This window comes from Variovorax xiamenensis, assembly GCF_050916385.1.
Lineage (GTDB): Bacteria > Pseudomonadota > Gammaproteobacteria > Burkholderiales > Burkholderiaceae_C > Variovorax.
Genome location: NZ_CP139038.1, coordinates 4,490,658 through 4,516,374 on the forward strand (window position 1 = coordinate 4,490,658; position 25,717 = coordinate 4,516,374).

At 68.2% G+C, this 25,717-nt stretch carries 26 protein-coding genes; 8 read left to right on the forward strand and 18 right to left on the reverse strand.

Annotated elements, in window-relative coordinates; genetic code table 11:
* Positions 1–33: 33 nt before the first annotated feature.
* Genes SFB74_RS20475 through SFB74_RS20505 form a run of 7 tightly spaced genes read right to left on the reverse strand, consistent with a single transcriptional unit; the run spans position 34 to position 5,721 of the window.
* Positions 34–1,215 carry an MFS transporter gene (locus tag SFB74_RS20475; protein WP_432726120.1) on the reverse strand — a complete coding sequence of 394 codons (1,182 nt, stop codon included), beginning with the start codon at positions 1,213–1,215 and terminating at the stop codon, positions 34–36.
* Between the two features lie 17 nt (positions 1,216–1,232).
* A complete protein-coding gene (gene aroC / locus SFB74_RS20480; protein ID WP_432726121.1) occupies positions 1,233–2,351 on the reverse strand; it encodes a chorismate synthase in 1,119 nt (372 codons plus the stop codon).
* A gap of 31 nt (positions 2,352–2,382) precedes the next feature.
* Positions 2,383–2,568 carry a hypothetical protein gene (locus SFB74_RS20485; protein ID WP_432726122.1) on the reverse strand — a complete coding sequence of 62 codons (186 nt, stop codon included), beginning with the start codon at positions 2,566–2,568 and terminating at the stop codon, positions 2,383–2,385.
* A 47-nt stretch (positions 2,569–2,615) separates the two neighbouring features.
* Entirely contained in the window at positions 2,616–4,190 is a 1,575-nt protein-coding gene (locus SFB74_RS20490) for an MFS transporter (RefSeq protein ID WP_432726123.1), read from the reverse strand.
* Positions 4,191–4,223: 33 nt separating this feature from the next.
* Positions 4,224–4,685 (reverse strand): SRPBCC family protein, encoded by a 462-nt coding sequence (locus SFB74_RS20495; RefSeq protein WP_432726124.1) that lies wholly within the window; start codon positions 4,683–4,685, stop codon positions 4,224–4,226.
* Complete coding sequence (locus SFB74_RS20500) at positions 4,574–5,032, reverse strand: ArsR/SmtB family transcription factor (RefSeq protein WP_432726125.1); 459 nt, start codon at positions 5,030–5,032, stop codon at positions 4,574–4,576. The genes SFB74_RS20495 and SFB74_RS20500 overlap by 112 nt, the downstream gene beginning before the upstream one ends.
* Positions 5,033–5,064: 32 nt before the next feature.
* Positions 5,065–5,721 (reverse strand): TetR/AcrR family transcriptional regulator, encoded by a 657-nt coding sequence (locus tag SFB74_RS20505; protein WP_432726127.1) that lies wholly within the window; start codon positions 5,719–5,721, stop codon positions 5,065–5,067.
* 99 nt (positions 5,722–5,820) lie between these two features.
* Here SFB74_RS20505 and SFB74_RS20510 point away from each other — a divergent pair, with 99 nt between their 5' ends.
* The 6 genes from SFB74_RS20510 to SFB74_RS20535 all read left to right on the forward strand — a co-directional run bounded on the left by SFB74_RS20510 (position 5,821) and on the right by SFB74_RS20535 (position 12,107).
* Positions 5,821–6,393, forward strand: coding sequence for an AhpC/TSA family protein (locus tag SFB74_RS20510; protein ID WP_432726128.1), 573 nt, complete (start codon positions 5,821–5,823; stop codon positions 6,391–6,393).
* A gap of 31 nt (positions 6,394–6,424) precedes the next feature.
* A complete protein-coding gene (pip, locus tag SFB74_RS20515) occupies positions 6,425–7,378 on the forward strand; it encodes a prolyl aminopeptidase (RefSeq protein WP_432726129.1) in 954 nt (317 codons plus the stop codon).
* 104 nt (positions 7,379–7,482) lie between these two features.
* The gene (locus SFB74_RS20520; RefSeq protein ID WP_093201273.1) at positions 7,483–7,905 is read left to right on the forward strand and encodes a cupin domain-containing protein; all 423 of its coding nucleotides are present in this window, start codon (positions 7,483–7,485) and stop codon (positions 7,903–7,905) included.
* 185 nt (positions 7,906–8,090) lie between these two features.
* The gene (locus tag SFB74_RS20525) at positions 8,091–10,388 is read left to right on the forward strand and encodes a TonB-dependent receptor (RefSeq protein WP_432726130.1); all 2,298 of its coding nucleotides are present in this window, start codon (positions 8,091–8,093) and stop codon (positions 10,386–10,388) included.
* Between the two features lie 37 nt (positions 10,389–10,425).
* Positions 10,426–11,112 (forward strand): Fe2+-dependent dioxygenase, encoded by a 687-nt coding sequence (locus SFB74_RS20530; RefSeq protein ID WP_432726131.1) that lies wholly within the window; start codon positions 10,426–10,428, stop codon positions 11,110–11,112.
* Positions 11,113–11,165: 53 nt separating this feature from the next.
* Positions 11,166–12,107 carry a DUF2167 domain-containing protein gene (locus SFB74_RS20535; protein WP_432726132.1) on the forward strand — a complete coding sequence of 314 codons (942 nt, stop codon included), beginning with the start codon at positions 11,166–11,168 and terminating at the stop codon, positions 12,105–12,107.
* 14 nt (positions 12,108–12,121) lie between these two features.
* On the opposite strand, the gene SFB74_RS20540 is transcribed toward SFB74_RS20535, so the two are convergent.
* Genes SFB74_RS20540 through SFB74_RS20565 form a run of 6 tightly spaced genes read right to left on the reverse strand, consistent with a single transcriptional unit; the run spans position 12,122 to position 17,446 of the window.
* On the reverse strand, positions 12,122–12,910 hold the full coding sequence (locus SFB74_RS20540) for an enoyl-CoA hydratase/isomerase family protein (protein ID WP_432726133.1): 789 nt from the start codon (positions 12,908–12,910) through the stop codon (positions 12,122–12,124).
* A 2-nt stretch (positions 12,911–12,912) separates the two neighbouring features.
* On the reverse strand, positions 12,913–13,743 hold the full coding sequence (locus SFB74_RS20545) for an SDR family NAD(P)-dependent oxidoreductase (RefSeq protein ID WP_432726134.1): 831 nt from the start codon (positions 13,741–13,743) through the stop codon (positions 12,913–12,915).
* Between the two features lie 28 nt (positions 13,744–13,771).
* The gene (locus SFB74_RS20550) at positions 13,772–14,191 is read right to left on the reverse strand and encodes a MaoC family dehydratase (RefSeq protein ID WP_432726135.1); all 420 of its coding nucleotides are present in this window, start codon (positions 14,189–14,191) and stop codon (positions 13,772–13,774) included.
* Positions 14,192–14,208: 17 nt separating this feature from the next.
* Entirely contained in the window at positions 14,209–14,649 is a 441-nt protein-coding gene (locus SFB74_RS20555; protein WP_432726136.1) for a MaoC family dehydratase N-terminal domain-containing protein, read from the reverse strand.
* 13 nt (positions 14,650–14,662) lie between these two features.
* Positions 14,663–15,847, reverse strand: a complete 1,185-nt coding sequence (locus SFB74_RS20560) for a lipid-transfer protein (RefSeq protein WP_093201302.1) — start codon at positions 15,845–15,847, stop codon at positions 14,663–14,665.
* A gap of 39 nt (positions 15,848–15,886) precedes the next feature.
* The gene (locus SFB74_RS20565) at positions 15,887–17,446 is read right to left on the reverse strand and encodes a long-chain-fatty-acid--CoA ligase (RefSeq protein ID WP_432726138.1); all 1,560 of its coding nucleotides are present in this window, start codon (positions 17,444–17,446) and stop codon (positions 15,887–15,889) included.
* 110 nt (positions 17,447–17,556) lie between these two features.
* On the opposite strand from SFB74_RS20565, the gene SFB74_RS20570 reads away from it, so the two are divergent.
* Together SFB74_RS20570 and SFB74_RS20575 are read left to right on the forward strand one after the other, a co-directional pair.
* Positions 17,557–18,582: an AraC family transcriptional regulator gene (locus tag SFB74_RS20570; protein ID WP_432726139.1), complete on the forward strand. Its 1,026-nt coding sequence runs from the start codon at positions 17,557–17,559 to the stop codon at positions 18,580–18,582.
* Positions 18,583–18,631: 49 nt separating this feature from the next.
* A complete protein-coding gene (locus SFB74_RS20575; protein ID WP_432726140.1) occupies positions 18,632–19,213 on the forward strand; it encodes a GbsR/MarR family transcriptional regulator in 582 nt (193 codons plus the stop codon).
* 22 nt (positions 19,214–19,235) lie between these two features.
* Here the strand turns inward: SFB74_RS20575 and cydX are convergent, their stop codons facing one another.
* Genes cydX through cydD form a run of 5 tightly spaced genes read right to left on the reverse strand, consistent with a single transcriptional unit; the run spans position 19,236 to position 25,629 of the window.
* Complete coding sequence (cydX, locus tag SFB74_RS20580) at positions 19,236–19,385, reverse strand: cytochrome bd-I oxidase subunit CydX (RefSeq protein WP_093201312.1); 150 nt, start codon at positions 19,383–19,385, stop codon at positions 19,236–19,238.
* Positions 19,386–19,406: 21 nt separating this feature from the next.
* Positions 19,407–20,561 (reverse strand): cytochrome d ubiquinol oxidase subunit II, encoded by a 1,155-nt coding sequence (gene cydB / locus SFB74_RS20585; protein ID WP_432726142.1) that lies wholly within the window; start codon positions 20,559–20,561, stop codon positions 19,407–19,409.
* Positions 20,558–22,177: a cytochrome ubiquinol oxidase subunit I gene (locus SFB74_RS20590; RefSeq protein WP_432726143.1), complete on the reverse strand. Its 1,620-nt coding sequence runs from the start codon at positions 22,175–22,177 to the stop codon at positions 20,558–20,560. The genes cydB and SFB74_RS20590 overlap by 4 nt, the downstream gene beginning before the upstream one ends.
* Positions 22,178–22,228: 51 nt before the next feature.
* On the reverse strand, positions 22,229–23,941 hold the full coding sequence (gene cydC, locus SFB74_RS20595; RefSeq protein WP_432726144.1) for a thiol reductant ABC exporter subunit CydC: 1,713 nt from the start codon (positions 23,939–23,941) through the stop codon (positions 22,229–22,231).
* Complete coding sequence (cydD, locus tag SFB74_RS20600; protein ID WP_432726145.1) at positions 23,938–25,629, reverse strand: thiol reductant ABC exporter subunit CydD; 1,692 nt, start codon at positions 25,627–25,629, stop codon at positions 23,938–23,940. The genes cydC and cydD overlap by 4 nt, the downstream gene beginning before the upstream one ends.
* Between the last annotated feature and the right edge of the window lie 88 nt (positions 25,630–25,717).

The window sequence follows — 25,717 nt, forward strand, 5'->3', positions numbered from 1 at the left end:
GGCATGTAAGGCCCATGACACTTTGTCGGGAGATCAGGTGGTCCTGATCGCGCGCTCCATCCGTTCCAACTTCATCACCTGCCACGCACACAAGCTGCCGAGCACGGCGAGCAAGGCCGCAGCTGTAAACATCGTGCGATATCCAAAGGCCTGCGCAACCGCGCCACCGAGCAGGACACCCAACACACCACCGAAGCCGTAGCCAATCACTGTAAACAGCGCCTGCCCTCGTCCGCGCAGATGGCCGGGGAATCGCCGCGACACCACCGCGATGCAAGTCGTGTGATGCGCGGCAAAACTCAGCGCGTGAAGCCATTGCGCAACGACGAGCGCGGCGATCCATCCGCCCAGGCCCGCGGTCAGGCCGAGCCGCGCGACTGCCGCGATGCCGCACACCAGCATCCAGCGCGGCATCGGCATCAGGCCGATGAGCCTGCCCTGCAGGAAGAACCACACGATCTCCGCCACCACCGACAACGCCCACAGCAGCCCGATGGTGCTCTTGCCATAGCCGATCGAATCGAGGTACAGCGAGAAGAACGCGTACACCGAGAAGTGCGACATCACCTGGAAGAACAGCGACGCGAAGAACCACTGCACCGAACGGTTGCGCAGCACCGGTCCGATGGGTTCCTTCACCGTGCCGTGCGCGGCCGGGGGTTCGCGCATGTCGGGCAGCTTCATCGTCGCGATCAGCACGATGGCCAGCGTGCCCGCGGCCCACGCCGGAAAGTGCTTCATGCCGAAACGGTCGAACCACTCGCCCGCCACGAACACCGTGAGCAGGAAGCCGGCCGAACCGCACAGCCGGATGCGCCCGTAGCGCCCCCAGTCGCCGGCCACCAGTTGCGCCATCGCGGCTTCCGTGAGCGACATCATCGAGCTGGTGTGGGTGAACATCACGAGCAGCACCAGCGCCAGCCACCACGCACCGCCGTGCCACCAGAGTCCGAAGGAGCTGACCAGCGCCACCGCCGCGCTGAAGCGCAGCAGCTTCACGCGCTGCCCCGTGTGGTCGCTGAGCGCGCCCCATGCATAGGGCGCGAAAACCCGCGTGATCGACTGCACCGAAGCCAGCAGGCTGATGGTGAAGATCGGCAGCCCCAGGTCTTTCAGCCAGAGCGGCAGGTAGGGGTTGAAGAAACCGATGTGCGCGAAATAGCTGGCCGACAGGCCAGCGAACGCCAGCAGGTGGCCGCGCCTTGCGGCGGCCACTGGTGGCGGCTCGGACACTAGAGGAAGGACGCCTGCGGCGACGCGGCTTCTGTCTTGCTGCCCAGGGGCCCTTGGGGCACATCGCCGCACTGCGCGCGGTTGCGCAGTGCGTGCTCGATCACCACCAGCGCCAGCATGGCCTCGGCGATGGGCGTCGCGCGGATGCCCACGCACGGGTCGTGACGGCCCTTGGTGACGACCTCGACGGGGTTGTTGTTGATGTCGATGGACTGGCGCGGGCTGATGATCGAGCTGGTGGGCTTGATCGCGATGGTCACTTCGAGGTCCTGCCCCGAGCTGATGCCGCCGAGAATGCCGCCCGCGTTGTTGGTGACGAAGCCGGTGGGCGTGATCGAGTCGCCGTGCGTGGTGCCGCGCTGGGTGACGCTGTCGAAGCCGGCGCCGATTTCCACCGCCTTCACCGCGTTGATGCCCATCATCGCGTAGGCGATCTCGGCATCGAGCTTGTCGAAGAGCGGTTCGCCCAGGCCCACCGGCACGTTCGAGGCAGTGACGCGGATGCGCGCGCCGCACGAATCGCCGGCCTTGCGCAGGCGGTCCATGTAGTCTTCCAGTGCGCTCACGTCGGCGATGGGGGCGAAGAAGGGGTTCTCGCGCACGTGGTCCCAGCTCTCGAAGGGAATGGCGATCTCGCCGATCTGCGTCATGCAGCCGCGGAACACCATGCCGTATTTCTCGGCCAGCCACTTCTTGGCGACCGCGCCGGCGGCGACCATGGGCGCGGTCAGCCGCGCCGAGGAGCGCCCGCCGCCGCGCGGATCGCGGATGCCGTATTTCTTCCAGTAGGTGAAGTCGGCGTGGCCGGGGCGGAACTGCTGGGCGATCTGCCCGTAGTCCTTGCTGCGCTGGTCGGTGTTCTGGATCAGCAGCGCGATGGGGGTGCCGGTGGTCTTGCCCTCGTACACGCCGGACAGGATCTGCACCGTATCGGGCTCGTTGCGCTGGGTGACGTGGCGGCTGGTCCCGGGGCGGCGGCGGTCCAGGTCGCCCTGGATGTCCGCCTCGCTGAGTTCCATGCCCGGGGGGCAGCCGTCGATGACGCAGCCGATGGCCGGGCCATGCGACTCGCCGAAGTTGGTGACCGCGAAGAGAGTTCCGAAGGTGTTGCCGCTCATGGGGGGATTATCCCAACAAAGCGGCCGCCCCTCAGTCGGTCGTGTTTTCGAGGCGCTTGGTCAGCGCCGTCATCTGCAGCTCGATGGAAAAGAGCCGCTCGTTCAGCACCGCCGTCTGGAGCCGGATCGCCTCGATGATGGCCCTGGTCTGCGGGTCGGGGGCGTTGTCGCAGAGTTCGGCCAGGTCATGCAGCTTCTTGCGCAGTTCGTTGCTCATGGAAGGCTCCGGTGGTCGCGTCGTGGAAGCCCCAGTATGGAGTTTCGTCAGCGCTCCGGCAATGCGGCGGCACCCGGGGCTTCCACGGGGTGCGCCTGCCCTGCACCGCCCGCGCCGCGCAGCCGGATCGCCACCAGCCCCGCCACGAACAGCAGCACCGCCGCGCAGACCCCGGCCGTGAGCCGCATGCCGCGCAGCAGGGCGCCCCGGCCCGCGTCGAGCAACTCGGCGCCCGCGCTCCCGCCGATCTGCCCGGCCAGCGCGACCGCGCCGCCCAGCGTGCTGCGGGCGGCCTCCACCTCTGAGACGCCTGCCAAGCCCGCAGGCACTGCATCGGCCATGGCGTTGCGGTAGATGGCCGCCCCGATGGCGCCGAGGATCGCGATGCCAAGAGCCCCGCCGAATTCGGAGCTGGTCTCCGAGATCGCCGAGGCCACGCCCGCGCGCTCCGGCGGCGCGCTGCCCACCACCAGGTCGGTCGCCAGCGTGAACACCGGCGCCAGCCCGAGCGAGGAAATGACCGCGCTGCCCGCCATCCAGGGCAGCCCGTCCTGCGCGGGCAGCACGGCCAGCATGCCGAACCCCAGCGCCGCCACCGCCAGCCCGCCGCCCATCACGAAGGCCGGCCGCATGCGCCGCACCAGCGCCGGCACGACCATGGAGCCGACGATGAACGCGCCCGCCCCCGGCATGCTCCAGAGGCCCGCATGCAGGGGAGAAAGGCCCAGCACCAGCTGCAGGTACTGTGCGTTGTAGAGGAAGATGCCGAACATCACGAAGCAGGCCAGCATGTAGGCGCCGAGCGAGACAGTGAAGGCCGGCAGGCGGAACAGGCCCAGGTCGATCATCGGGTCGGCCAGCCGCTTCTGCCGGCGCACGAACACCCAGCCCAGCGCCAGGCCCAGCACGATCGACAGCGCCGGCCCCACGTGCGGCCCGTGCTCCGCAATCTGCTTGACGCCGTAGATCACCGGCAGCACCGCGCCCAGCGAAAGCGCCACGCTGGCCAGGTCGAGCCCCGCCGCCTTAGGGTCCCGGTACTCGGGCAGCAGCAAGGGCCCGAGCACCAGCAGCAGCACCATCACCGGCACGCCGATCAGGAACACCGAGCCCCACGGGAAGAACTGCAGCAGCACGCCGCCCAGCACCGGGCCGATGACGGCGCCGGCCGAATAGCTGGAGATCCACACGCCGATGGCAATGGTGCGTTGCCCCGGGTCGAGGAACATGTTGCGGATCAGCGAGAGCGTCGACGGCGCCAGCGTCGCGCCCGCCACGCCGAGCAAGGCCCGCGTGGCGATGAGCATGTTGGCGCTGGTCGAGAACGCCGCGAGCACCGAGGCGACGCCGAAAGCCGCCGCGCCGATCAGCAGCAGGCGCCGCCGGCCGATGCGGTCGCCCAGCGTGCCCATGGTGACCAGCAGGCCGGCCACGAAGAAGCCGTAGATGTCGACGATCCACAGCAGCTGCGACGCGGTGGGCTTGAGCTCCTCGCTGATCGAGGGGATCGCGAGGTTCAGCACCGTGAGGTCCATCGAATAGAGCATGCAGGGCAGCGCTATGACGGCAAGGCCGGTCCATTCGCGCATCGTGGCGCGTGCCGGTGGGGAGGTGTTCTTCATCCGTTCTTCGTTCGTCTTTTTTTGGTCGGCGGTTCAGGCGGCAAGGCTCAGCCAGCTCTCCAGCTTGACGAGAGCGCCGCTCCAGCCATGGTTGTGGGCGTCACGCGCGGCCTCGTCGAAGAACTGCTCGTGCAGCAGCACCAGCTCGCAGCCCTCGGCGTCGGGCTCGATGCGCACGGTGACGCGCGACTCGCGCTCGGGCGTGCTGCGCCAGGCCCAGCTGAAGACCAGCTTGCGGTTCGGCACGATCTCGAGATACGTGCCGCTCACGTCGTGCGTTTCGCCGTCGTCGGCAAGCATGGCCACGCGGAAGCGGCCGCCCACGCGCAGGTCGACCTCGGCGATCGGCACCGAGACGATTTCCCCGGGGCCGAACCAGAGCTTCAGCGCTTGCGGGTCGGTCCACGCGCGCCAGACCTTGTCGGGCGAGACGCGGTAGTGCCGCCTGAGAGTGAGCGAGGGGCGTCCGGTGTCGCCGGTGGAAGGGTTCGCCATTCGGTCTCCTCCTGGTGATAGAGAAAGCGCGCCAGTGCATCGAGGCGCCCGTTCCAGAATTTCTCGTAGCGCGACAGCCACACGGCAGCCTCCTGCATGGGCCTGGGCGACAGCTCGCAGCGCACAATGCGGCCCTCCTTCGTGCGGGAGATAAGCCCCGCGTCTTCCAGCACGCGCAGGTGCTTCATGAAGCCGGTGAGGGACATGTCGTGCGGCTCGGCCAGCTCGGTCACGCTGAGGCTGCGTTCGCCCAGGGCTTCGAGCACCGCGCGCCGGGTGGAATCGGAAAGCGCGGCAAAGACTGCGTCGAGGGCGTCGGCGTCGGGTTGGGCAGTTGACTGAACCATGTGGTTGAGTATCTGGAAGGCTCGAGAGCTCGTCAAGCCGTGTTTCCGGAACTGCTTCCGTGATCGAGGCCGGCCAGCAGCAGGTCGAGGCCTTCGTTGAATTCTTCCTCGGCGGTGCTTTCGATGGCAGCCGAGGCGATCTCTATCAGGTGCGGAAAGCGCTCGGGTGGCAGCGCGCGAAACCTCGCGATGGTGTCGTCCGCCGATTCCGCCGCCTGCAGCGAGAGCGGCCCGGCCAGTTCGGCTTGCGCCAGGCCCATGATCAGTGCGGACACCGCACGGAACGCCACCAGCAAGCTCGGGCCCGAACGGCCGCTTCGCGCCAGGGCATCCAGCAGTGCCTCGGTGATCTCGAACACGGCGGGCGCGCGGCTGCGGCGCGTGAGAATCAGCGGAATCGCATGCGGGTGCGAACGCACCGCCTGCCACAGCGCCGTGGCAATGGCTCGGACCTCTTCCCGCCAGTCGACATCCGGACGGCGCTCCCAGCGCGCTTCGGCGATCACCGCTTCCACGACCAGCAGATTGATGGCTTCGCGCTGCGGCACATAGTTGTAGAGCGTCATGGCTCCGGTGCCGAGCTCGTCGGCCAGGGCGCGCATCGACAGGCCCGAAAGCCCTTCGCGATCGAGCAGCCGAAGCGCGGCCGACTGCAACTGCGCATGCGTGAACTTGGCGGGTCTTCCCATCGGATCCTCATTGACTGGAACTCATGGGCTTGATTATATTGATATACGTACACCGTACGTTTAAATTGAACGGACTCCATCAACCCAGCCATCACTCCCATGAAGCTGCTCCCAGGATCCTTCGCTCCGCCGATTCGCACGCAGACCATCCACGGCGAATCCCTCGACATCCCCGGCACGACAACGCAGTACCTGCACCTGCAGTTCCGCCGGTTCGCAGGCTGCCCGGTGTGCAACTTCCACCTGATGCTCATGGCCCGTCGCCAGGCGGAGATCGCCGCAGCCGGTATACGGCAGGTGGTGTTCTTCCACTCGTCACGCGAAGAGATGCTGAAGTACCAGGCCCAGCTGCCCTTCGACTGCGTCGCCGATGCGCGCAAGGACTTCTATCGCGCCTACGGTGTCGAAACATCCTGGCGCGCGCTGCTCAACCCTCGCGTCTTCTGGAGCGGCATGCGCTGGGTGCTCGCCATGGGCCGCTTCTATCGCAAGGCCGAGAACGGCATCCTCGGCCTGCCGGCGGACTTTCTCGTCGACGCGCACGGCCGCATCGTCGCGGCGCATTACGGCGAGCATGCCGACGATCACTGGGAAGTCGACGATCTTCTCCGGCTGGCGGCAGACGCCGCACCCCAGGTTCGCTCCGGGCATGCGACGATGCTTGCGCCGTGATCCATCGACAGACACACAAAGGAAGCACCCGATGACTGAACTGCGCCAGCCGTACCCGCCGATCGAACCCTATGAAAGCGGCATGCTCGACGTGGGCGACGGCCACCAGATCTATTACGAGCGCTGCGGCACGCCCGGCGCCAAGCCGGCCGTGTTCCTGCACGGCGGTCCCGGCGGCGGCATCTCGCCGGAGCATCGCCGGCTGTTCGATCCGGCGCGCTACGACCTGACCCTGTTCGACCAGCGTGGCTGCGGCCGCTCGCTGCCGCATGCCGGTCTGGAAGCCAACACGACCTGGCACCTGGTCGCCGACATCGAGCGCCTGCGGGAGCGCGCCGGTGTCGACAAGTGGCTGGTGTTCGGCGGCTCGTGGGGCTCCACGCTCGCCCTCGCCTACTCCCAGAAGCACCCCGAACGCGTGAGCGAACTGGTGCTGCGCGGCATCTACACCGTGACCCGTTCGGAGTTGCAGTGGTACTACCAGTTCGGCGTGTCGGAGATGTTCCCCGACAAGTGGGAGAAGTTCCAGGCGCCCATTCCCGAGGCCGAGCGCGGCGACATGATCGCCGCCTACCGCAAGCGGCTCACCGGCGACGACCCGGTGGCGCGCATCGAGGCAGCCCGCGCCTGGAGCGTGTGGGAGGCCGAGACCATCACCCTGCTGCCCAGCCCGTCCATTGCCGAAGCGCACGCCGAAGACCATTTCGCGCTGGCCTTCGCTCGGCTGGAGAACCACTACTTCGTGCATGACGCCTGGCTGGAGCAAGGCCAACTCGTGCGCGACGCACACCGGCTGCACGGCATCCCCGGCGTGATCGTGCACGGCCGCTACGACATGCCCTGCCCCGCGCGCTACGCCTGGGCGCTGCACAAGGCCTGGCCCGAGGCGGAGTTCCACCTGATCGAGGGCGCGGGGCACGCCTACTCGGAGCCCGGCATCCTCGACCGGCTGCTGCGCGCCACCGACGGCTTCGCAGGCCGCTGAACTCTGGCCCCTTCGCTTGCGCACGAGCTGCGGCGAAGGGCCCGGTCCGGGAACGCTTTATGCGTGTTGCACCGCAACACCCACCACCTGCGAAGGAGCGCCCCATGCTGGACCGTACCGCCACCCAGTTTTCCCATGTGAAGCCCGGCGACACCGAGTTCGTGTCGGGCGGTTTGCGTGACTTTTTTCTCTATCGCGACCTGGGTGTCGCCGAAGCCACCAACGGCAAGGTGATCGCGCATCTGGTCAAGGCCAACATGGCACCGGAAACGGGCACCGGCTGGCACCGCCACGAGGCGGACTTCCAGATCGTGATCATGGTCAAGGGCTGGGCCCGCTTCATGTACGAGGACAAGGAAACCCTGGTCGAAGCCGGCGACGTAGTGCACCAGCGCCCGGGCATCCGGCACTTCCTGTTCGACTACTCGCCGGACATGGAGTACCTGGAAATCGTCTCGCCTGCGGACTTCAAGAGCGTCGATGTGGAGCCGGTGTGCGAGGTGCCGGCGCCTACGCCCTGGAAATAGGGCCGAGAGGTTCACGGCGGGCGACACCAACGCCCGAAAACCTGTCTTCCACCTGACCTTGCAGGTAAAGACGGCAGGCTGTCTCCCCGGCCAAACACCCGGCCGAGGAAAGCTACAAACAAGAGTCATTCGCAGCCAGAATCCCGGCCCGTGCTGCTTTTGTTTGCAGCCTCCAAGGCTTCACGATGACCCGTTTCTCCCGCCCGATGCGCCGCCGCACGCCCATCGCACTCGCCCTGATCGGGCTTTGCGCTTCGCCTTTCTCCACGGCGTTCGCCCAGCAACAACAGGATCAGCAGCAACCTGCCGCCTCCACGCCCTCCCCGGCCCCCGGCACCTCCGTCCCCGGCACGCTGCGCGAAGTGCAGGTCCAGGGCGCGCAGGACAAGGGCAGCTTCGGCGCCAACCCCTCGTCGCTCAACCGCCTGCCGGCCGACCTGCGCGACGCGCCGCAGTCGATCACGGTGATCAACCAGGCGGTGATGCAGTCGCAGGGCGCGACCTCGCTGGCAAGCGCGCTGCGCAACGTGCCGGGCCTGACGATCGGCGGTGCCGAAGGCGGGCAGATCGGCACCAACATCAACCTCAACGGTTTCTCGGCGCGCACCGACATCTACCTCGACGGCGCCCGCGACCGCGCCCAGTACTACCGCGACACCTTCGCCCTCGAGTCGGTCGAGGTGCTGATGGGCCCGTCGTCGATGCTGTTCGGGCGCGGCTCCACCGGCGGCGTGATCAACCAGGTCACGAAGAAGCCTTCGCTCACGCCCTCGGGAGAGGTCTCGGTGTCGGCGAGCACCACCGGGCTCGTTCGCTCGACCATCGACATCAACCGCCCGATGTCCGACACCTCGGCCTTCCGCATCGCGGCCATGGGCCAGCAGGGCGACGCCAGCACGCGCGAGCAGACCAAGCTGAAGGACTTCGGCCTCGACGCCTCGCTGAAGTTCGGCATCAACACGCCCACGCAGGTCACGCTCTCGGCGCTGGTGCAGCACAACCGCGACCAGCCCGACTACGGCCTGCCGCCGCTCAACGGCCATCCGGTGAAGGTCGACCGCGACACGGCCTACGGCTTCAAGGATGACCGCACGATCTCCGACATCCAGGCCTTCAGCGCGGTGGTGCAGCACAAGCTCACGCCCGACACCTCGATCCGCAACCAGACCCAGTACAACGACGTGACGACCGATGCGCGCGAGACCGCGCCGCAGAGCATCGGCACGCTGTCGGCCAAGGGCGTGTTCACGCCGTTTTCCACCGGCACCACGGCCGTGCCGGCGGCCGCGTTCTCCTCGCTGCCACTGAGCAGCCTGTGGGTGCGGCAGCAGAGCCACGACCGCACGATCCGCGACAAGTCGCTGTTCAACCTGACCGAGCTCAACACGAAGTTCAGCACCGGCTCCATCAAGCACACGCTGCTCGCGGGCCTGGAGCTGGGCCACGATACCTACGCCAACCAGGCCTACTACCGCAACGGCACCTGCGCGGGCGTGGCGCTGAACCCGGCCGGCGGCACCAGCGGCTATGCCACCTGCTCTCCGCTGCTCGCGCCCTACCAGGGCGACACGCCGGCCACCGCGCCCTCGCTGCCCGGCAACCTGGCTACCGCGCACGCGACCACCGTGGCGGGCTACGTGAACGACACCATCGAGCTGAGCCCGCAGTGGAAGCTGGTGGCCGGCGTGCGGCAGGACCACTACAGCGCACGCATCTACAACAGCATCCCGACCTCGACCACGCTCGCCACCGAGAGCCAGACGGTCGACTTCACCAGCGTGCGCGCCGGCGCGATCTGGCAGCCCACGCCCGAGCAGTCGTACTACGTGTCGTACAGCACCTCGTTCAACCCTTCGCTCGAGCAGCTCGTGGCCACCACCGGCGCCACGCAGCCGCTGCCGCCCCAGAAGAACAAGGCCTACGAGCTCGGCGGCAAGTGGGACTTCAACGACGGCAACCTCTCGCTGACGGCCGCGGCCTTCCAGATCACGCAGACCAACGCACGCTCGCAGAACAGCGACGGCACCTACAGCGCGACCGGCACGGTGCGAGTGAACGGCGCGCGCGCCGGCGTCGCGGGCCGCGTCACCGACAAGTTGCAGCTCTTCGGCGCCTACACGCACCTGGACGCGACCATCGTCGACGGCATCGCGCCCGGCACGCTCGGCAAGGTGCCCGCCAACACGCCGAAGGACGCGGCCAGCCTGTGGGCCACCTACGCGATCACGCCCGAATGGGAGATCGGCGGCGGCACCACCTACAGCGCGAAGCGCTTCGCCAACAACACCGATCTCGTGCAGGTCGGCGGCTACGTGCGGCTGGATGCGATGCTGGCTTACCATCAGCCGAAGTACGACATCCGGCTGAACCTGTTCAATCTGGCCAACCGGCACTACTACGACGCGCTGATCCCCTCGGACGGCGGCCGCGCGGTGCCGGGCTCGGGCCGAGCCGCCACGCTGTCGTTCACCTACCGGCTCTGACAGGGCCTCGGAAACGCATCGCAGAGAAAGACACGCCATGCTGGTCTGCATTCCCGGCATCCTCGACCGCGAGGCGCTCGCGGCGGTCCGCACGCGCCTCGAAGCAGCGGGCGACGCCTGGGTGGACGGCCGCGTCACCGCCGGCCACCAGGGCGCGCCGGTCAAGTTCAACCAGCAGATCGACGAAGGCTCGCAGGTCGCGTTCGAATGCCAGTCCATCGTGGCAAGCGCGCTCGAGCGGCATCCGACCTTCATCAGCGCGGCACTGCCCAACCTGCTGTACCCGCCGATGTTCAACCGCTACGGCGAAGGCATGCGCTTCGGCCTGCACGTGGACGGCGGCGTGCGCATCGACCCACGCACCGGCCGCAAGCTGCGCACCGATCTCTCGGCCACGATCTTCCTGTCGGAGGCCGACAGCTACGACGGCGGCGAGCTGCAGATGGAAGACACCCACGGCATGCAGACGGTGAAGCTCGCGGCCGGCGACATGGTGCTCTACCCCGCCACCAGCCTGCACCAGGTGACGCCCATCACGCGCGGTGTGCGGCTCGCGTGCTTCTTCTGGGTGCAGAGTCTCGTGCGCGACGCCGGCGACCGCGCGCTGCTGTTCGACATGGACAACGCCATCCAGCGCCTCAACCAGAGCGGCGCCGACGAATCTGCCCGCCGCACGCTGACCGGCACGTATCACAACCTTCTGCGGAAGTGGAGCGACACCTGAGTTCTTTAAACTCCCTCGGCTCACCAGACTGATAACAACCGAGGAGAGAGAACTTGCGTATTCAAACCGCCCGCCTGACGGCCGGCGTGCTGCTCGCGTGCGCCGCTTTCGTGGCGCAAACCAGCCAAGCCGCATCGCCCACCACCACCGCGCCCACCCCGTCCCCCCCATCCGCCCAAGCCTCGACGGCCAGCTCGCTCGAAGCCGAACAGGACGCCGCATTCAAGGCCGCCAAGGCCGTGCAGAAAGTCGGCCCTGTCGACATCACCCTGCGCGACCAGGCCCAGCTGCACCTGCCCGCCGGCTACGTGTGGGTGCCGACGCCCGCCGCCGCGCAGCTCATGCGCAGCATGGGCAACCGCACCGACGACACCTTCATCGGCGCGATTTTCCCCGCCGACGACGCCGACTGGATGGCCGTGGTGAAGTTCGTGAAGGAGGGCTACATCAAGGACGACGACGCCAAGGACTGGAACGCCGACGACCTGCTCAAGAGCCTGAGGGAAGGCACCGAGGCCGCAAACGAGGAGCGCGCCAAGCGCGGCATCCCGTCCATCGAGGTCACGGGCTGGGCGCAGAAGCCGCAGTACGACGCCTCCTCGCACCGCCTCGTGTGGTCCGCGCTGTCGAAGCGCAAGGGCGCCACCGACGGCAACCAGGGCGTCAACTACAACACCTACGCGCTGGGCCGCGAGGGCTACCTGAGCCTGAACCTCATCACCAACGCGAAGGACCTCGACAAGTACAAGCCCGACGCGAGCAAGCTGCTCGGCGCGATCCAGTACGACGACGGAAAGAAGTACGCCGACTTCAACTCGTCCACCGACAAGGTCGCCGCGTACGGCCTGGCAGCACTGGTGGCCGGCGCGGCGGTGAAGAAGCTGGGCCTGTTCGCGATCATCGCGGCCTTCCTGGCCAAGTTCGCGAAGCTGGCGGTGGTGGCCGGCGGCGCGGCGCTGTGGGGCATCGCGAAGCTGTTCAAGCGCAACAGCTGAATCCGGCGACGCCTTCAGGCTCCGGTAAAGCGCGGCGGGCGCTTCGCCACGAAGGCGGCCACGCCTTCACGCGCATCCGCGCTGCCTGCACGCTCGCGCAGCAGCCTGTGTTCCAGCGCGAGGTGCTCTGCGAAAGGCCGGCCGGGTGCACCGGCACACAGGGTCTTGATCGCCGCGAACGACCCGCTGGCGCCTTGGGCGAGCCGCGTGGCGAGTGCCTCGGCGGCGCCTGCGAGCTCGGCATCCGGATGAAGTTCGTCGACGACACCCCATGCCAGGCAGCGCCGGCTGTCTATTGCATCGCTCAGCATCAGCAACTGCTGCGCACGCACCGGCCCCACACGACGCACGAGGAAATACGAAGCGCCTGCATCCGGCGACAGCCCGATCGCCGCATAGCCCGTGCGCAACTTCATCGATTCGGCAGCGAGCACGAAGTCACCGCATAGCGCCAGCCCCACGCCCGCGCCACCGACCGAGCCGTTCACCGCGACAACCAGCGGCGCCGGATTGTTCGACAGCCGCAAGAGCGCCGGATCCAGGCCGTCGAGGATCTCGTCGACCAGCGCCGGCAGCGCCTCACCGGCTGCCACGAATTCTCCGATGTCGCCTCCCGCGCAGAACACTCGCCCCTCACCGGTCAGGAAGACGACGCGCGGCTTGCGGGCCAGCACTTCGTCGATGGCTCGCACCAGCGCCCGGCTGCTGCGGACTCCGATCGCGTTGGCGCGCTCCGGCCGCTTCAGCACGATGCGGCCGACGCCCTCCTCCACGCCCCAGGCGATGCCCTCGGCGGTCTCCATGCTCAGATGCCCGTCAGGCCGCCGCTGCACATCAGCGTCTGGCCGCTCACGTAGTCCGACTCGGGTGCGCACAACAGGTACACCGCGCCGGCCGCCTCCTCGGGGGTGCCGCCGCGCCCCAGCGGAATCGACTGCTCCATCATCGCCAGCAGGCCCGGGTTGATGCCCACCTTGATCTCTCGCCCCTCGATGTTCGCGGTGGATGCCTCGGCCGTGCTCGCGGTCAGCCGCGTCTGGATGAAGCCGAAGGCCACGCAGTTGACGGTGACGTTCATGCGGCCCCACTCCTTGGCCAGCGTCTGCGTGAGGCCCACGATGCCGGCCTTGCCCGCCGAGTAGTTCGCCTGCCCCGCATTGCCGAAGAGGCCCGCCACCGACGAGATGTTGACCACCTTGCGCACCACGCGCCGGCCCGCCTCGGTCTCGGCCTTCGACAGCGCGCGGATCACCGGCTGCGCCGCGCGCAGGATGCGGAACGGCGCGGTCAGGTGCACGTCGATCATGGCGTACCACTGCTCGTCGGTCATCTTCTGCACCACGCTGTCCCAGGTGTAGCCGGCGTTGTTGACGATGATGTCCAGGCCCTTGAATTCGCCCACCGCCGTGCCGACGAAGCGTTCGGCGAAGTCGGGCGCGGCCACGCTGCCCGTGCAGGCCACGGCCTGGCCACCGGCCGCACGGATTTCCTGCACCGTTTCTTCCGCCGGCCCGGCGTCGAGGTCGTTGACGACGATGCGCGCGCCCTCCGAAGCCAGCTTGAGCGCAATGGCCCGGCCGATGCCGCGGCCCGAACCGGTGATGAGGGCGACCTTGCCGTCGAGCTTGAGTGTCATGTCTCTTTTCTTTCGTTGTCGATGTGATTCAGCGCAGCGCGACCAGCGCCTCGCCGGCGATGCGCGTCTGCCCGTATTGATTGGCGCTGTGCACTTCCACGCGCACGCAGCGCTCGCCTTCGTGCTCGAGCTTCTCGATCACCCGCCCGCCGCAGCGCACCGCGTGGCCCAGGTGCGTGATGCCCTGGAAGCGCACGTCGAAGCGGCGCAGCTGCGATTGCGGCGCCCACTGCGTGAGCAGCCGGCCCAGCCAGGCCATGCCCAGCATGCCCTGCGCGAACACGTCGGGCATGCCGGACTTGCGCGCGAAGTCGGTGTCGATGTGGATGGGGTTGTGGTCGCCCGAGGCTCCCGCGAAGAGCGCGAGCGTGGTGCGGTTCACGGGCGGCAGCTGCAGCGCGGGCAGCTCGTCGCCGATCTTCACGGCGTCGTAGGTCGGTGCGTTCATCGATGCGGGTTCCTTCGTCAATGGCGGCAGACGATCACCGCGCGCAGTTCGGCAACCAGCTCGTCGCGCTGGTTGGTGGCGCGCGATGTCTTCACGACGAACTCGAGCGCGCCGTTCTTCTTGTCGTAGATGTCGGTGATGGTGGAGCGCACCGTCACGGTATCGCCCACGCAGGCCGGCTTGTGGTAGCTGAAGCCCTGCTCGCCGTGCAGCAGCTTCGACAGCGGAATGCCCAGGTCGGCCAGCAGCCGGTCGGAGGCGCCCGAATCCAACTCGGCCGCGAACAGGAATGTCGGCGGGGCGGGCAGGTCGGGGTAGCCGGCGTCGCGCGCGGCGGCGGCATCGGTGTAGACGGGGTCGGTCTCGCCGATGGCCTTGGCGAAGAACTGCAGGCGGGTGCGCTCGATGGGCAGCACCGATGCGGGCAGCTCGTGGCCGATCCACTTCTTGTCGATCATCTGCCGGCCTTTCTCAGACGCGTTCGTAGAGCGTCACCACGCAGGCGCCACCCAGCCCGAGGTTGTGCTGCAGCGCGAGCCGCGCGCCCTCCACCTGCCGCTTGTCGGCCGTGCCGCGAAGCTGCTGGACCAGCTCCGTGCACTGCGCCAGCCCCGTGGCACCGAGCGGATGCCCCTTCGACAGCAGCCCACCCGACGGATTGGTGACGACCTTGCCGCCGTAGGTGTTGTCGCCGTCCACCACGAACTTCTCCGCGCCGCCCACCGGGCACAGGCCCAGCGCCTCGTAACTGATGAGCTCGTTGTGCGCGAAGCAGTCGTGCAGCTCGACCACGTCCACGTCCTGCGGGCCGACGCCGGCCGCGTCGTACACCTTCTGCGCGGCCTCCTGCGCCATGCTGAAGCCGACCACCTCGCGCATGTCGCGGCTCTCGAAGGTGATGGGACGGTCGGTGGTCATGGCCTGCGCCTTGATGCGCACGCTGCGGTCCAGGCCGTGGCGCTCGGCGAAGCGGGGCGAGCACACGATGGCCGCCGCCGCGCCGCAGGTGGGCGGGCAGGCCATCAGCCGCGTCATCACGCCGGGCCACATGACGGGCGCGGCCATCACCTCTTCTTCGGTGACGACGGTGCGGAACAGCGCCACCGGGTTGTTCGACGCATGCCGGCTGGCCTTGGCGCGGATCTTCGCGAAGGTCGACATCTGCGTGCCGTACTGCTGCATGTGCGCCAACCCGGCGCCACCGAAGTAGCGCAGCGCGAGCGGCACCTGCTCGTTGCCCACCAGTTCGTCGGTGATGTTCTCGAAGTGGTCGAAGGGGCTGGGCCGGTCGTTGAACACCGCGCCGAGCGCGCCGGGGCTCATGTGCTCGAAGCCCAATGCCAGCACGCAGTCGGCCGCGCCGCTGGCCACGGCCTGGCGCGCGAGGAAGAGCGCGGTCGAGCCGGTCGAGCAGTTGTTGTTGACGTTGACGACCGGAATGCCGGTCATGCCCACCTCGTACAGCGCGCGCTGGCCGGCGGTGGAATCGCCGTACACGTAGCCCACGTAGGCCTGCTGCACCAGTTCGTAGCCGATGCCGGCGTCCTTCAGCGCCGCGTTGGTGGCATGCGCGGCCATCTGCGGATAGGGCTGGTTCGCGCCCGGCTTGGTGAACGGGATCATGCCGACCCCGACCACGTGAACGTCTTGACTCATGAAAGGCTCCTTGGAAGTTCGAAAAAAGATTGAACGGGCTCAGGCCACGCTTCGCTGCCGGCCCTGCCAGAAGGGCTCTCGCAGCCGGGTCTTCAGCACCTTGCCGGCACCCGAGAGCGGCAGCGCATCGACGATGGCCACGCTGCGCGGGCATTTGTAGCCGGCAATCAGCGTCTTGCAATGGGCGATCAGTTCATCCGGCTGCACGCCCTGCCCCGGCTTGAGCACCAGCACGGCATGCACCGCCTCGCCCCACTCGTCGCTCGGGATGCCGATGACGGCGCAGGCGGCCACCGCGGGATGCTGGTTGATGGCGTTCTCGACCTCGGCCGAATAGACGTTCTCGCCGCCGCTGATGATCATGTCCTTCATGCGGTCGACCACGAAGATGAAGCCGTCGTCGTCCATGTAGGCGCCGTCGCCGGTGTGCATCCAGCCGTCTCGCAGCGCGGCGGCCGTCTGCTCGGGCTTGTTCCAGTAGCCCTGCATCACGTTGGGGCCGCGCACCGCCACCTCGCCGACGGTGCCGCGCGGCACTTCGTTGTCGTCCGCGTCGACCACGCGCACTTCCATGCACACGGCGGCGCGTCCGGCCGAGCGCAGCTTGCCGCGCTTGCGGCCCTCCGCGGTGTGCAGTTCGGCGGGCAGGAGCGTGGCGATGGGCGACAGCTCCGTCATGCCGTAGGCCTGCACGAAGCCCACGCCCGGGAAAGCCTCCATCGCGCGGTTGAGCACCGCTTCGGAAATCGGCGAGGCGCCGTAGGTGATGTTCTTCAGGCTGCTCAGGTCGCGCGGCTCCCGCATCGCGGGGTGATCCACCAGCATCTGGATCATGGTGGGCACCAGCAGCAGGCTGGTCACGCGGTCGCGCTGGATCGCGTCGAGCACGCCCTCGGGCGTGAACATCGGAATGATGGTGTGGGTGTTGCCCGTGAACCAGTGCGGCGTGGCCAGGCCCATGTCGGCCAGGTGGAACATCGGCGCTGCATGCAGGTAGCAACCATCGGCCGGCGCCAGCCCCTCGGCCTGCGCCGCGAGCGCCGAACTGCAGATGTTGGTGTGGCTCAGCATCACGCCCTTGGGAAAGCCGGTGGTGCCGCCGGTGTAGAAGATGCCGGCCAAGTCCTCGCCGCGGCGCACAGCATCGGGCACCGGGGCCGCGGCGTCGATCAGGCCCTCGTAGCTGTGCATGCCGGCAGGCACGGGGCCGTCGCCGCAGTAAACGACTTCGCGCAGGCTCTTCGACTGGCCTCGCATCTGCTCGACCACGGGCCGGAAGGTCTCGTCGACCAGCAGGATGCCGGAGCCGGAGTCTTCCAGCGAATACAGGATCTCGGCGGCCGACCAGCGGATGTTGCAGGGGTTGAGCACGCCGCCGCCCCAGGGCACGGCCATCTGGTACTCCAGATAGCGGTCGGAGTTGAGCGACAGCATGGCGACGCGGTCGCCCGCCTGCATGCCCAACCGCTGCAGCGCGCCGGCCAGGCGCGCCACGCGTTCGGCGAAGTCGCGGAAAGTCCGGGCGCGGCCGGCGAAGCGCACGGCAATGGCGTCGGGGCGCTGCTGCACGGCCCGGTGAAGGCCCTGGGTCAGGTACATGGGTTTGTCTCCGTCTCGTTCTTGTGCAGACGCATGGTAGAAATCCAGCCGCCGCCCGGCGATTGCACTTCGCTTCGATCGCATGGCAGAAAAGGTCAATCGACAGAGACATGCTGCAGCCGCCCGTCACCATCCCGATCGCCTTCGTCCTCGGCATGCTGTCGGGCATCCGCGCGCGGCCGGGCGAGGCGCTGGTCGACGTCGACAAGGCGCTGGAAGACGCCGGCATCGCCCCTGCGCTTCTCGACGAAGCCGGCGCCCGGGTCACGGCCGAGCAGTACGTGGCCCTCTTCGCCCTGCTGATGGAGCGCATGGACGACGAGGCGCTGGGCTTTCTCACCCGGCGCCTGCGCTGCGGCAGCTTCGCGCTGATGACGCGCTCCACGCTGGGCGCGCGCACCTTCGAGGTGGCGCTGCGCCGCGTGGCCCGCACCTTCAGCCTGCTGCAGGACGATCTCTCGCTGGTGCTGCTGCGCGAGGGCGCCCTCGCCGGCTTCGGGCTGCAGCTGAACGTCCAGCCGCCCAGGCACCAGAACTTCCTGCACGAGCTGATGCTGCGGGTGTACTGGCGGCTCTTCGCCTGGCTGCACGGCGGCCGGCTGGTGGCCCGGCGCTTCGACTTCGGCTTCGAGCCGCCGCCCTATGCCGACGGTTACGCCAAGGTGTTCCCGGGCCCGCTGCAGTTCGACCAGCCGCTGTCGGCCGTGTGGTTCGATGCCAGCGCGCTCGACACGCCGGTGCACCGCGACGCGCAGGAGATGAGCACCTTCCTCGCGGCCTCGCCCGCCAACGTGATCCTGCCCCGGCTGGCCGAGCAGGCCGTGAGCGCCCGGGTGCGCGCGGTGCTGCAGCAGCACCGCCCGGCCTGGGCCGACCTGGCGACCACTGCGGGCGTGCTGCACATGTCGGTCAGCACGCTGCAGCGGCATCTTGCAACGGAAGGCACCTCGTTCCAGGCGTTGAAGGACCAGCTGCGGCGCGACCTTGCCATCGTGCGGCTCAACACCAGCACCGTGCCGCTCGCGGCGCTGGCCGAGGAGCTGGGTTTCGCCGACAGCGCGGCCTTCCAGCGGGCCTTCAAGGCATGGACCGGCGGCGCGCCGGGCTCGTACCGGCGACGCCAGCAGCCGGATTGAGTTTTCAGGACTTTCCGGAATTACAGCCATCCGCGCGACAATCCGGCGCATGGCCACCTCTTCCGATCTCCCTCCCCTCAACCGCCAGTTCGTCGCCCATTTCGGCGAGATGGGCAGCAAGTGGGGCATCAACCGCACGGTCGGGCAGATCTATGCGCTGATCTTTCTCTCGGAACGCGCGCTCAACGCCGACGAGATCGCCGAAATGCTCGAGTTCTCGCGCTCCAACGTCAGCATGGGCCTGAAGGAACTGCAGGCCTGGCGGCTGGTGCACCTGCGGCATCACCCCGGCGACCGGCGCGAATACTTCGAGGCGCCTTCCGACGTCTGGGAAATCTTCCGCGTTCTGGCCGAGGAGCGCCGCCGCCGCGAGATCGAACCCACGCTCTCGATGCTGCGCAACGCCCTGCTCGAATCGCCCACGAGCGACGCCGAGCGCCACGCACAGGAGCGCATGCGCGAGATGCACGACCTGATCGACCGGCTCATGAAATGGTTCGACGACGTGCAGCGGCTCGCGCCCGAGACGGCCATGAAGCTCATGGGCATGGGCGCGACCGTGACGAAGGTGCTGACGCTCAAGGACCGCATCACGGGCGGCACGGCGTCGAAGAAGAAGGCCGCCGAGTAGATCGGGCGGCCCTCTTCTGGGACTAAAGCCGCTCCTGCCCCGATGACGGCTCGGGCGTCCCGAGCTTGGCCTTGCGGACGGCCTCGTCGTCCATGAGCTCGTACCACATGGCGTTGAGCACGGCGAATGCGGCCGCCAGCGGCAGGCCGAGGATCCAGGCGAAGTACCACATCTTTAATTCCTCCTTTGCTTGTCAGTAGGCGTGACCGCTCTCGTCGCGGATGGCCTGCTCGTCGACCTTGCCCCACAGCACCTTGTAGACCCAACTCGTGTAGGCCACGATCAGCGGGATGAAGACGGCCGTGACCACCAGCATGATGAACAGCGTGAGGTGGCTCGAGGACGAATCCCACACCGTGAGGCTGGCGCGCGGGTCGATGGACGACGGCAGGATGAACGGGAACATCGAGGCGCCCACGCTGAGGATGATTCCGGCGATGCCCAACGCGGCCGTCAGCAGCGCGAACACCGGACGGCGCAGCGCGAGCCCGAGCAGCGCACCGAGCGCGCCGACGAAGCCGGCCGCGGGAGCCGCCAGCGTCCATGGGTGCGCCGCGTAGTTGGCGGTCCATGCGCCGGCATGCAGCTCCACGGTCTTCAGCATCGGGTTCGACGGCCCCGTCGCATCGATCACGCTGCTGATGCGAAACCCGCCGATGCTCGTCGCCAGCAGCACGCCGGCCAGCGCATAGAGCGCCACGGTGAGCACGGCGGCGACCATGCCGTAGGTGCGCGCACGCTCGGCCACCGGCCCGGCTGTCTTCAGCAGCAGCCATGCGGCGCCATGCATCACCAGCATCGCCACCGACACCAGCCCGCACAGGATGGCGAACGGATTCAGCAGGCCGAAGAAGCTGCCGTCGTAGAAGATGTGCATGTCGGGGTTGAAGCGGAACGGCACGCCCTGCAGCACGTTGCCCACGGCCACGCCGCAGATCAGCGCGGGCACGAAGCCGCTGAAGAACAGCACCCAGTCCCAGCGCGCGCGCCATTGCGGCGACTCGCGCTTGCTGCGGAACTTGAAGGCCACGGGCCGCAGGATCAGCGCCGTGAGAATCACGAACATCGCCAGGTAGAAGCCCGAGAACGACACGGCGTAGAGCTGCGGCCAGGCCGCGAAGATCGCGCCACCACCGAGGATCAGCCACACCTGGTTGCCCTCCCACACCGGGCCCACGCTGTTGATGACGACGCGGCGCTCGATGTCGTTGCGCGCGGCAAAGGGCAGCAGCATGCCGCTGCCCAGGTCGAAGCCGTCGGTCACGGCGAAGCCCACCAGCAGCACGCCGATCAGCAGCCACCAGATGAAGCGCAGGGTGTCGTAGTCGAGAAGTGTGTGCAGGATCATGCTGCGCTCCCGGTGGAAGGCGAAGGAATGGCCGCGCCCGCGTGGGCCGGCGGAACGTGCGAGAGCGTGTCGCCCTCGTCGGGCGCATGCTCGGCCTGGGGGCCCTTGCGGATGGCCTTGAGCATCAGCTTCATCTCGATGACCAGTAGCGCGGTGTAGATCGCGATGAAGCCCGCGAGCGTGAGCAGCAGCGTCTTCACGCCGAGGTTCGACACGGCCACCGCGGTCGGCAGCACGCCTTCGATCACCCACGGCTGGCGTCCGAACTCGGCCACCAGCCAGCCCGACTCGATGGCGATCCACGGCAGCGGGATCGCGAACACGGCGAGCTTCAGCAGCCAGCGGTGGCTGTCGAGCTTGCGGCGCGCGGAGAGCACGAAGAAGGTGCCTGTCAGCACGATCAGCAGCACGCCGATGCCCACCATCACGCGGAACAGCCAGAAGAGCGGCGCCACCTGCGGCACGGTGTCCCACGCAGCCTTGGCGATCTGCTCGTCGGTGGCCTTGCGCGGATCGTCCACGTAGCGCTTGAGCAGCAGCGCGTAGCCCATGTTGATGCCGTTGTCCTCGAAGTCGCCGCGCACGCCCTGCGTCACCTTGTCGGGGCCGCCGGCCTCGCGGATCTTCTGCAGCGCGTCGTAGGCCTTCAGGCCTTCGCGGATACGGGCCTCGGCGCGCTTCACAAGTTCATCGATGCCGGGCATCACCGTATTGAGAGAGCGCGTGCCGATCAGGCCCATCACTGCCGGGATGTGGATCGCGTAGTGCGTCTCGCGCGCCTCCTGGTCGGGGAAGCCGACGACGGTGAAGGCGGCGGGCGCGGGTTGCGTCTCCCACATGGCTTCGATAGCGGCGAGCTTCATCTTCTGGTGTTCGCCCGAGAGATAGCCGCTCTCGTCGCCGAGCACTGCCACCGAGAGCGCGGCGGCCAGGCCGAACGAAGCCGCGACCGTCATCGAGCGCTTGGCGAGTTCAAGGTGACGGCCCTTGAGCACGTACCAGGCCGACACGCCGAGCACGAACACCGCGGCACAGACATAGCCCGCCGACACCGTGTGCACGAACTTGGCCTGCGCCACCGGGTTGGTCAGCACCGCTGCGAAGTCGGTGACTTCCATGCGCATGGTCTGCGGATTGAAGGCCGCGCCCACCGGGTTCTGCATCCAGCCGTTGGCGATGAGAATCCACAGCGCCGAGAAGTTGGAGCCGATGGCCACGGCCCAGGTGGAGATCAGGTGGCCCACCTTGGAGAGCTTGTCCCAGCCGAAGAAGAACAGCCCGACGAAGGTGGCTTCCATGAAGAAGGCCATCAGCCCCTCGATGGCCAGCGGTGCGCCGAAGATGTCGCCGACGTAGTGGCTGTAGTAGCTCCAGTTCATGCCGAACTGGAACTCCATCACGATGCCGGTGGCGACGCCCATCGCGAAGTTGATGCCGAAGAGCACGCCCCAGAACTTGGTCATGTCCCGCCAGATCACGCGCCCGGTCATCACGTAGACCGTCTCCATGATGGCGATGATGATCGACAGTCCGAGCGTCAATGGCACGAATAGGAAGTGGTACAGCGCCGTGACGGCGAACTGCAGGCGCGACAGCGCGACGATGTCTAAGTCCATGATGGGGTTCTTCCTTCTTTCCTTGTGTTCCCTGTTGGCTGGCTTTCCGGTTCAGTCGGGCCGCAGGCTGCGCAGCGCGGCGTCGAATGCTTCGCTGCCGCGCCGCAGGTCGGCGACGATGCGGCCCTGGCTCATGCACACGAGGCGGTCGGCAAGCGCGGCCTCGCGGCGCAGGTGAGTAGCGATCAGGAGGGTGCGAGCGCCGGCGTGCCGGGCGAGGCGCTGCAGCACGTCGTGCGCGGTGGCGGCATCGAGCGCCTCGGTGGGTTCGTCGAGCAGCCAGAGCGGCACGTCTCGCAGCAGCAGGCGGGCCAGCGCGAGGCGGCGCGACTGGCCGCCGGAGAGGCCCAGGCCGCCTTCGCCGAGCCGGGTGTCGAGGCCGGTGCTCAGGGCACGCACCTCGTCTTCCAGTCCCGCGGCTTGCAGCACTGTGTGCAGTCGGTCGTCGGTGGCTTCGGGGGCTGCGAGGCGGAGGTTGTCGCGCAGGCTGTCCTGGAAGAGTTCGGCGCGTTGCGTCAGCAGGCAGGCGGGCTGCGCGAGGACGGTGCCGGCGCGGGGCGTGATCTCGCCGGCGATGGTGGCGAGCAGCGTGGACTTTCCTGCCCCGCTGGCGCCGATCAGGGCAACGCGTTCGCCTGCGTTGAGTGCCAGAGAGACCTCGCTCAGGACTGGAGCGCGGCTGCCTTCGTGGGCCACGCCGACTTGCTTCAGCTGCAATGCGAATCCGGCATCGGGGGTGCTTGTCGTTGCGGTGGGCTCGTCGTCGGCAGCTTCCATGCGCGGTGCGAGGCGCCGCACCGCCAGCCAGGTGCGGCCAGCATCCAGCGCGCCACGGCGTAAGGCTGCGAAGGGCTCCGTCGCGGTGAGCGCTACCAGCAACGCCAGCGCCGCGGCAGGCGCGCCGATGACGCCCTCGCTCACCAGCAGGCCGACGGCGAGCAGCACACCGACGAGGGTCAGCGTGCCCGCGCTGCCGTAGGCGAAGCCGGCCGCGGCTTCGAGCTTGTTCAGCGCGAGGTCGGCCTTGGCGAGTTGCATGTCGGCGCTCATCAGGGCCTCGCGTTGCGCGTCGATGCGGCCGGCCATCACCAGGTCGGTCTGCCCTGCCACCAGGTCGACGGCACGTGCGCGCAGCGTCTCGATGGCATGTGCGCGCCGCACCGCCGGCCTGCGTGCGTGGCTTGCAACGAGGAATGCGATGCCCCAGCCGGCGATCACGAGCCAGAGCGCCAGCACGAGGCCCATGGCCACGTGCATGAAACCGAGCACCGTGCCGGCGAGCAAAGCCGCACCCAACGCGGCGGCTGCCGGCACGAGCAGGCGGAGATAGAGCGATTCGAGCGCGTCGATGTCCGCGGTCAGGCGAAACAGCAAGCGCGACGGGCGCATCAGCAGCAGGCGCGCCGCCTCGGCCCTGGCCCAGCCGCGGAACAGGCGAACGCGAAGCTCGGCTAGCACGGCGAAGGTGGCGTCGTGCGTCACCAGCCGCTCGCCATAGCGCGATGCGGTGCGGCCGAGCGCGAGCAGGCGGATGCCGGCGGACGGCATGAACACGTCGAAGGTGAAGGCGGTGGCAGCATGCAGGCCCGCCAGCGCGGTCGCCGTGATGAACCAGCCGGAGAGGCCCAGCAGGGCCATTCCCGCGAGTACCGTGATCGCTGCGAGCAGGCAACCCAGCAGCAGCGGGCGCGGCTGCGCGGCGAAGAAGGGGCGTAGCACGAGACGCAGGTCGCGCCAGTTCGTAGCGACGGTCGACTTCCTCATGCGGCCTTCTCCATGGCTTCGGTGCTGCCGAGGCTCACCGTGCAGTCCATGCGCGCGGCCAGCATCGGGTCGTGCGTTGCGACGATGAGCGTCTTGCCCTGGGCCAGCGCGATCAGTGCTTCGATCACCCGTTCGGCTGTTTCGGTATCGAGGTGCGCGGTGGGCTCGTCGACCAGCAGCAGGTCGGCATGTGGATGGATAGCGATGCGTGCGAGCGCAAGGCGCACCGCTTCTCCGCCGGACAGGCCCTGCCCGCCCTCGCCCAGCGAGGTGACGGGGTGTGCCTGCGCCACGGCTTCGAGCGATGCGAAGCGCATGGCTTCGGCGACGCATTGGGTGTCGGTATCCGGACGCCCTAGCGCCACATTGGCTTCGACCGAACCGGCGAAGACGTGCGGCGCCTGTCCCATCCAGCCCATGCGCTGGCGCAGCGCGGCCACCGTGTGCCCGGTGAGCGTCACGCCGCCGACGGAGATCTCGCCCCGTGTCGCGGGCACCAGGCCGGCGAGCATCGACAGCATGGCGGTCTTGCCACTGCCGCTGGGGCCCGTCAGCGCGATGTGCTCGCCGGGGGCGATGCGAAGTTCGTAGCCGTCGAACACCTCCTGCTGCTCGCCGGGCCAGGAGAAATGCAGGTTGTGGATGGTGACTGCCGGAGCGCCGGGGTGAGCATTCGAGGTGGCGCGTGTCAGCGATGCGTTCGCTTCGGGCAGCGGCAAGTCGGTGCGCTGCAACCGGTCGATGGCCTCCAGCGCGGCCTCGCCGGCGGCCCGGTCGTGCCAGACCATCGACAGCTCGCGCAGAGGCTCGAAGAATGCGGGCGCCAGCAGGAGCACGAACAAGCCCTCGCCCAGGCTCAGAGTCCGGCCCCAAGTGCCGAAGCCGAGAGAGCCGAGCAGGTGGAAGCCGACGTAGGCAGCGACCATCGCCACGCCCAGCGCGGAGAAAAGCTCGAGCACGGCCGAGGACAGGAATGCGATGCGCAGCACTGCCATCGTGCGGCGGCGCAGGGATTGAGCCGCATCGCCAAGGCGACGGGCGGTGATATCCACCGCACCGAGCGAGCGCAGCGTTGCCAATCCACGGAGCCGGTCGAGCAGGAAGGCGTTCATGCCGCCGAGTTCCACCATCTGCGCTTCGCTAGCTGCCTTGGCGCGCCAGCCGACGATGGCCATGAAGATCGGAATGAGTGGCGCCGCGACCAGCAGCACCAGCGCGGCAACCCACGAGAAGGCAGCCACCGCGCACAGGATGAAGATCGGCACCACCGTCGCGCGCCAGCGAGCCGGCTGGTAGCGCACGAGATACGGCACCAGTGCCTCGGCCTGCTCGGCGAGCACGCTGGCCGCCAGCCCGGAAGGTGCGCGGCTGCGGTCGAGAGGGGAACCGCTGGCCAGCGCGGCGGCGGTTTGAGCACGCAGCGCGGTGAGTTGTGCGCGTGCACGGGTGAAAGTCCGGCGAGCGCCCCAGGCCTCGCAGGAGGCCCTCAGCAAGCCGAGCAGCAGGATCGCACCGGCAGGCCAGATCACGGCAGCGAAGCCGCCCCCCGAAGCCAGGCCCTGCACCGCCATCGCCAGCAACGCCGCCTGCGGCAGCCAGAACAGCGCGGCGGCGCCCTGCACCACCCCGCCGACGTCAGGCGACGCGAAAGCCCGCAGCGGCGATCGGGATGGCGAGTGCTTGGTCATTCCTTAGTTTCGTGAATTTTCAGTATTTACTGAAATTTCCACAATCATACCGGAGATGGGAGCAACTGACGAGCCCGCAGACTGCACG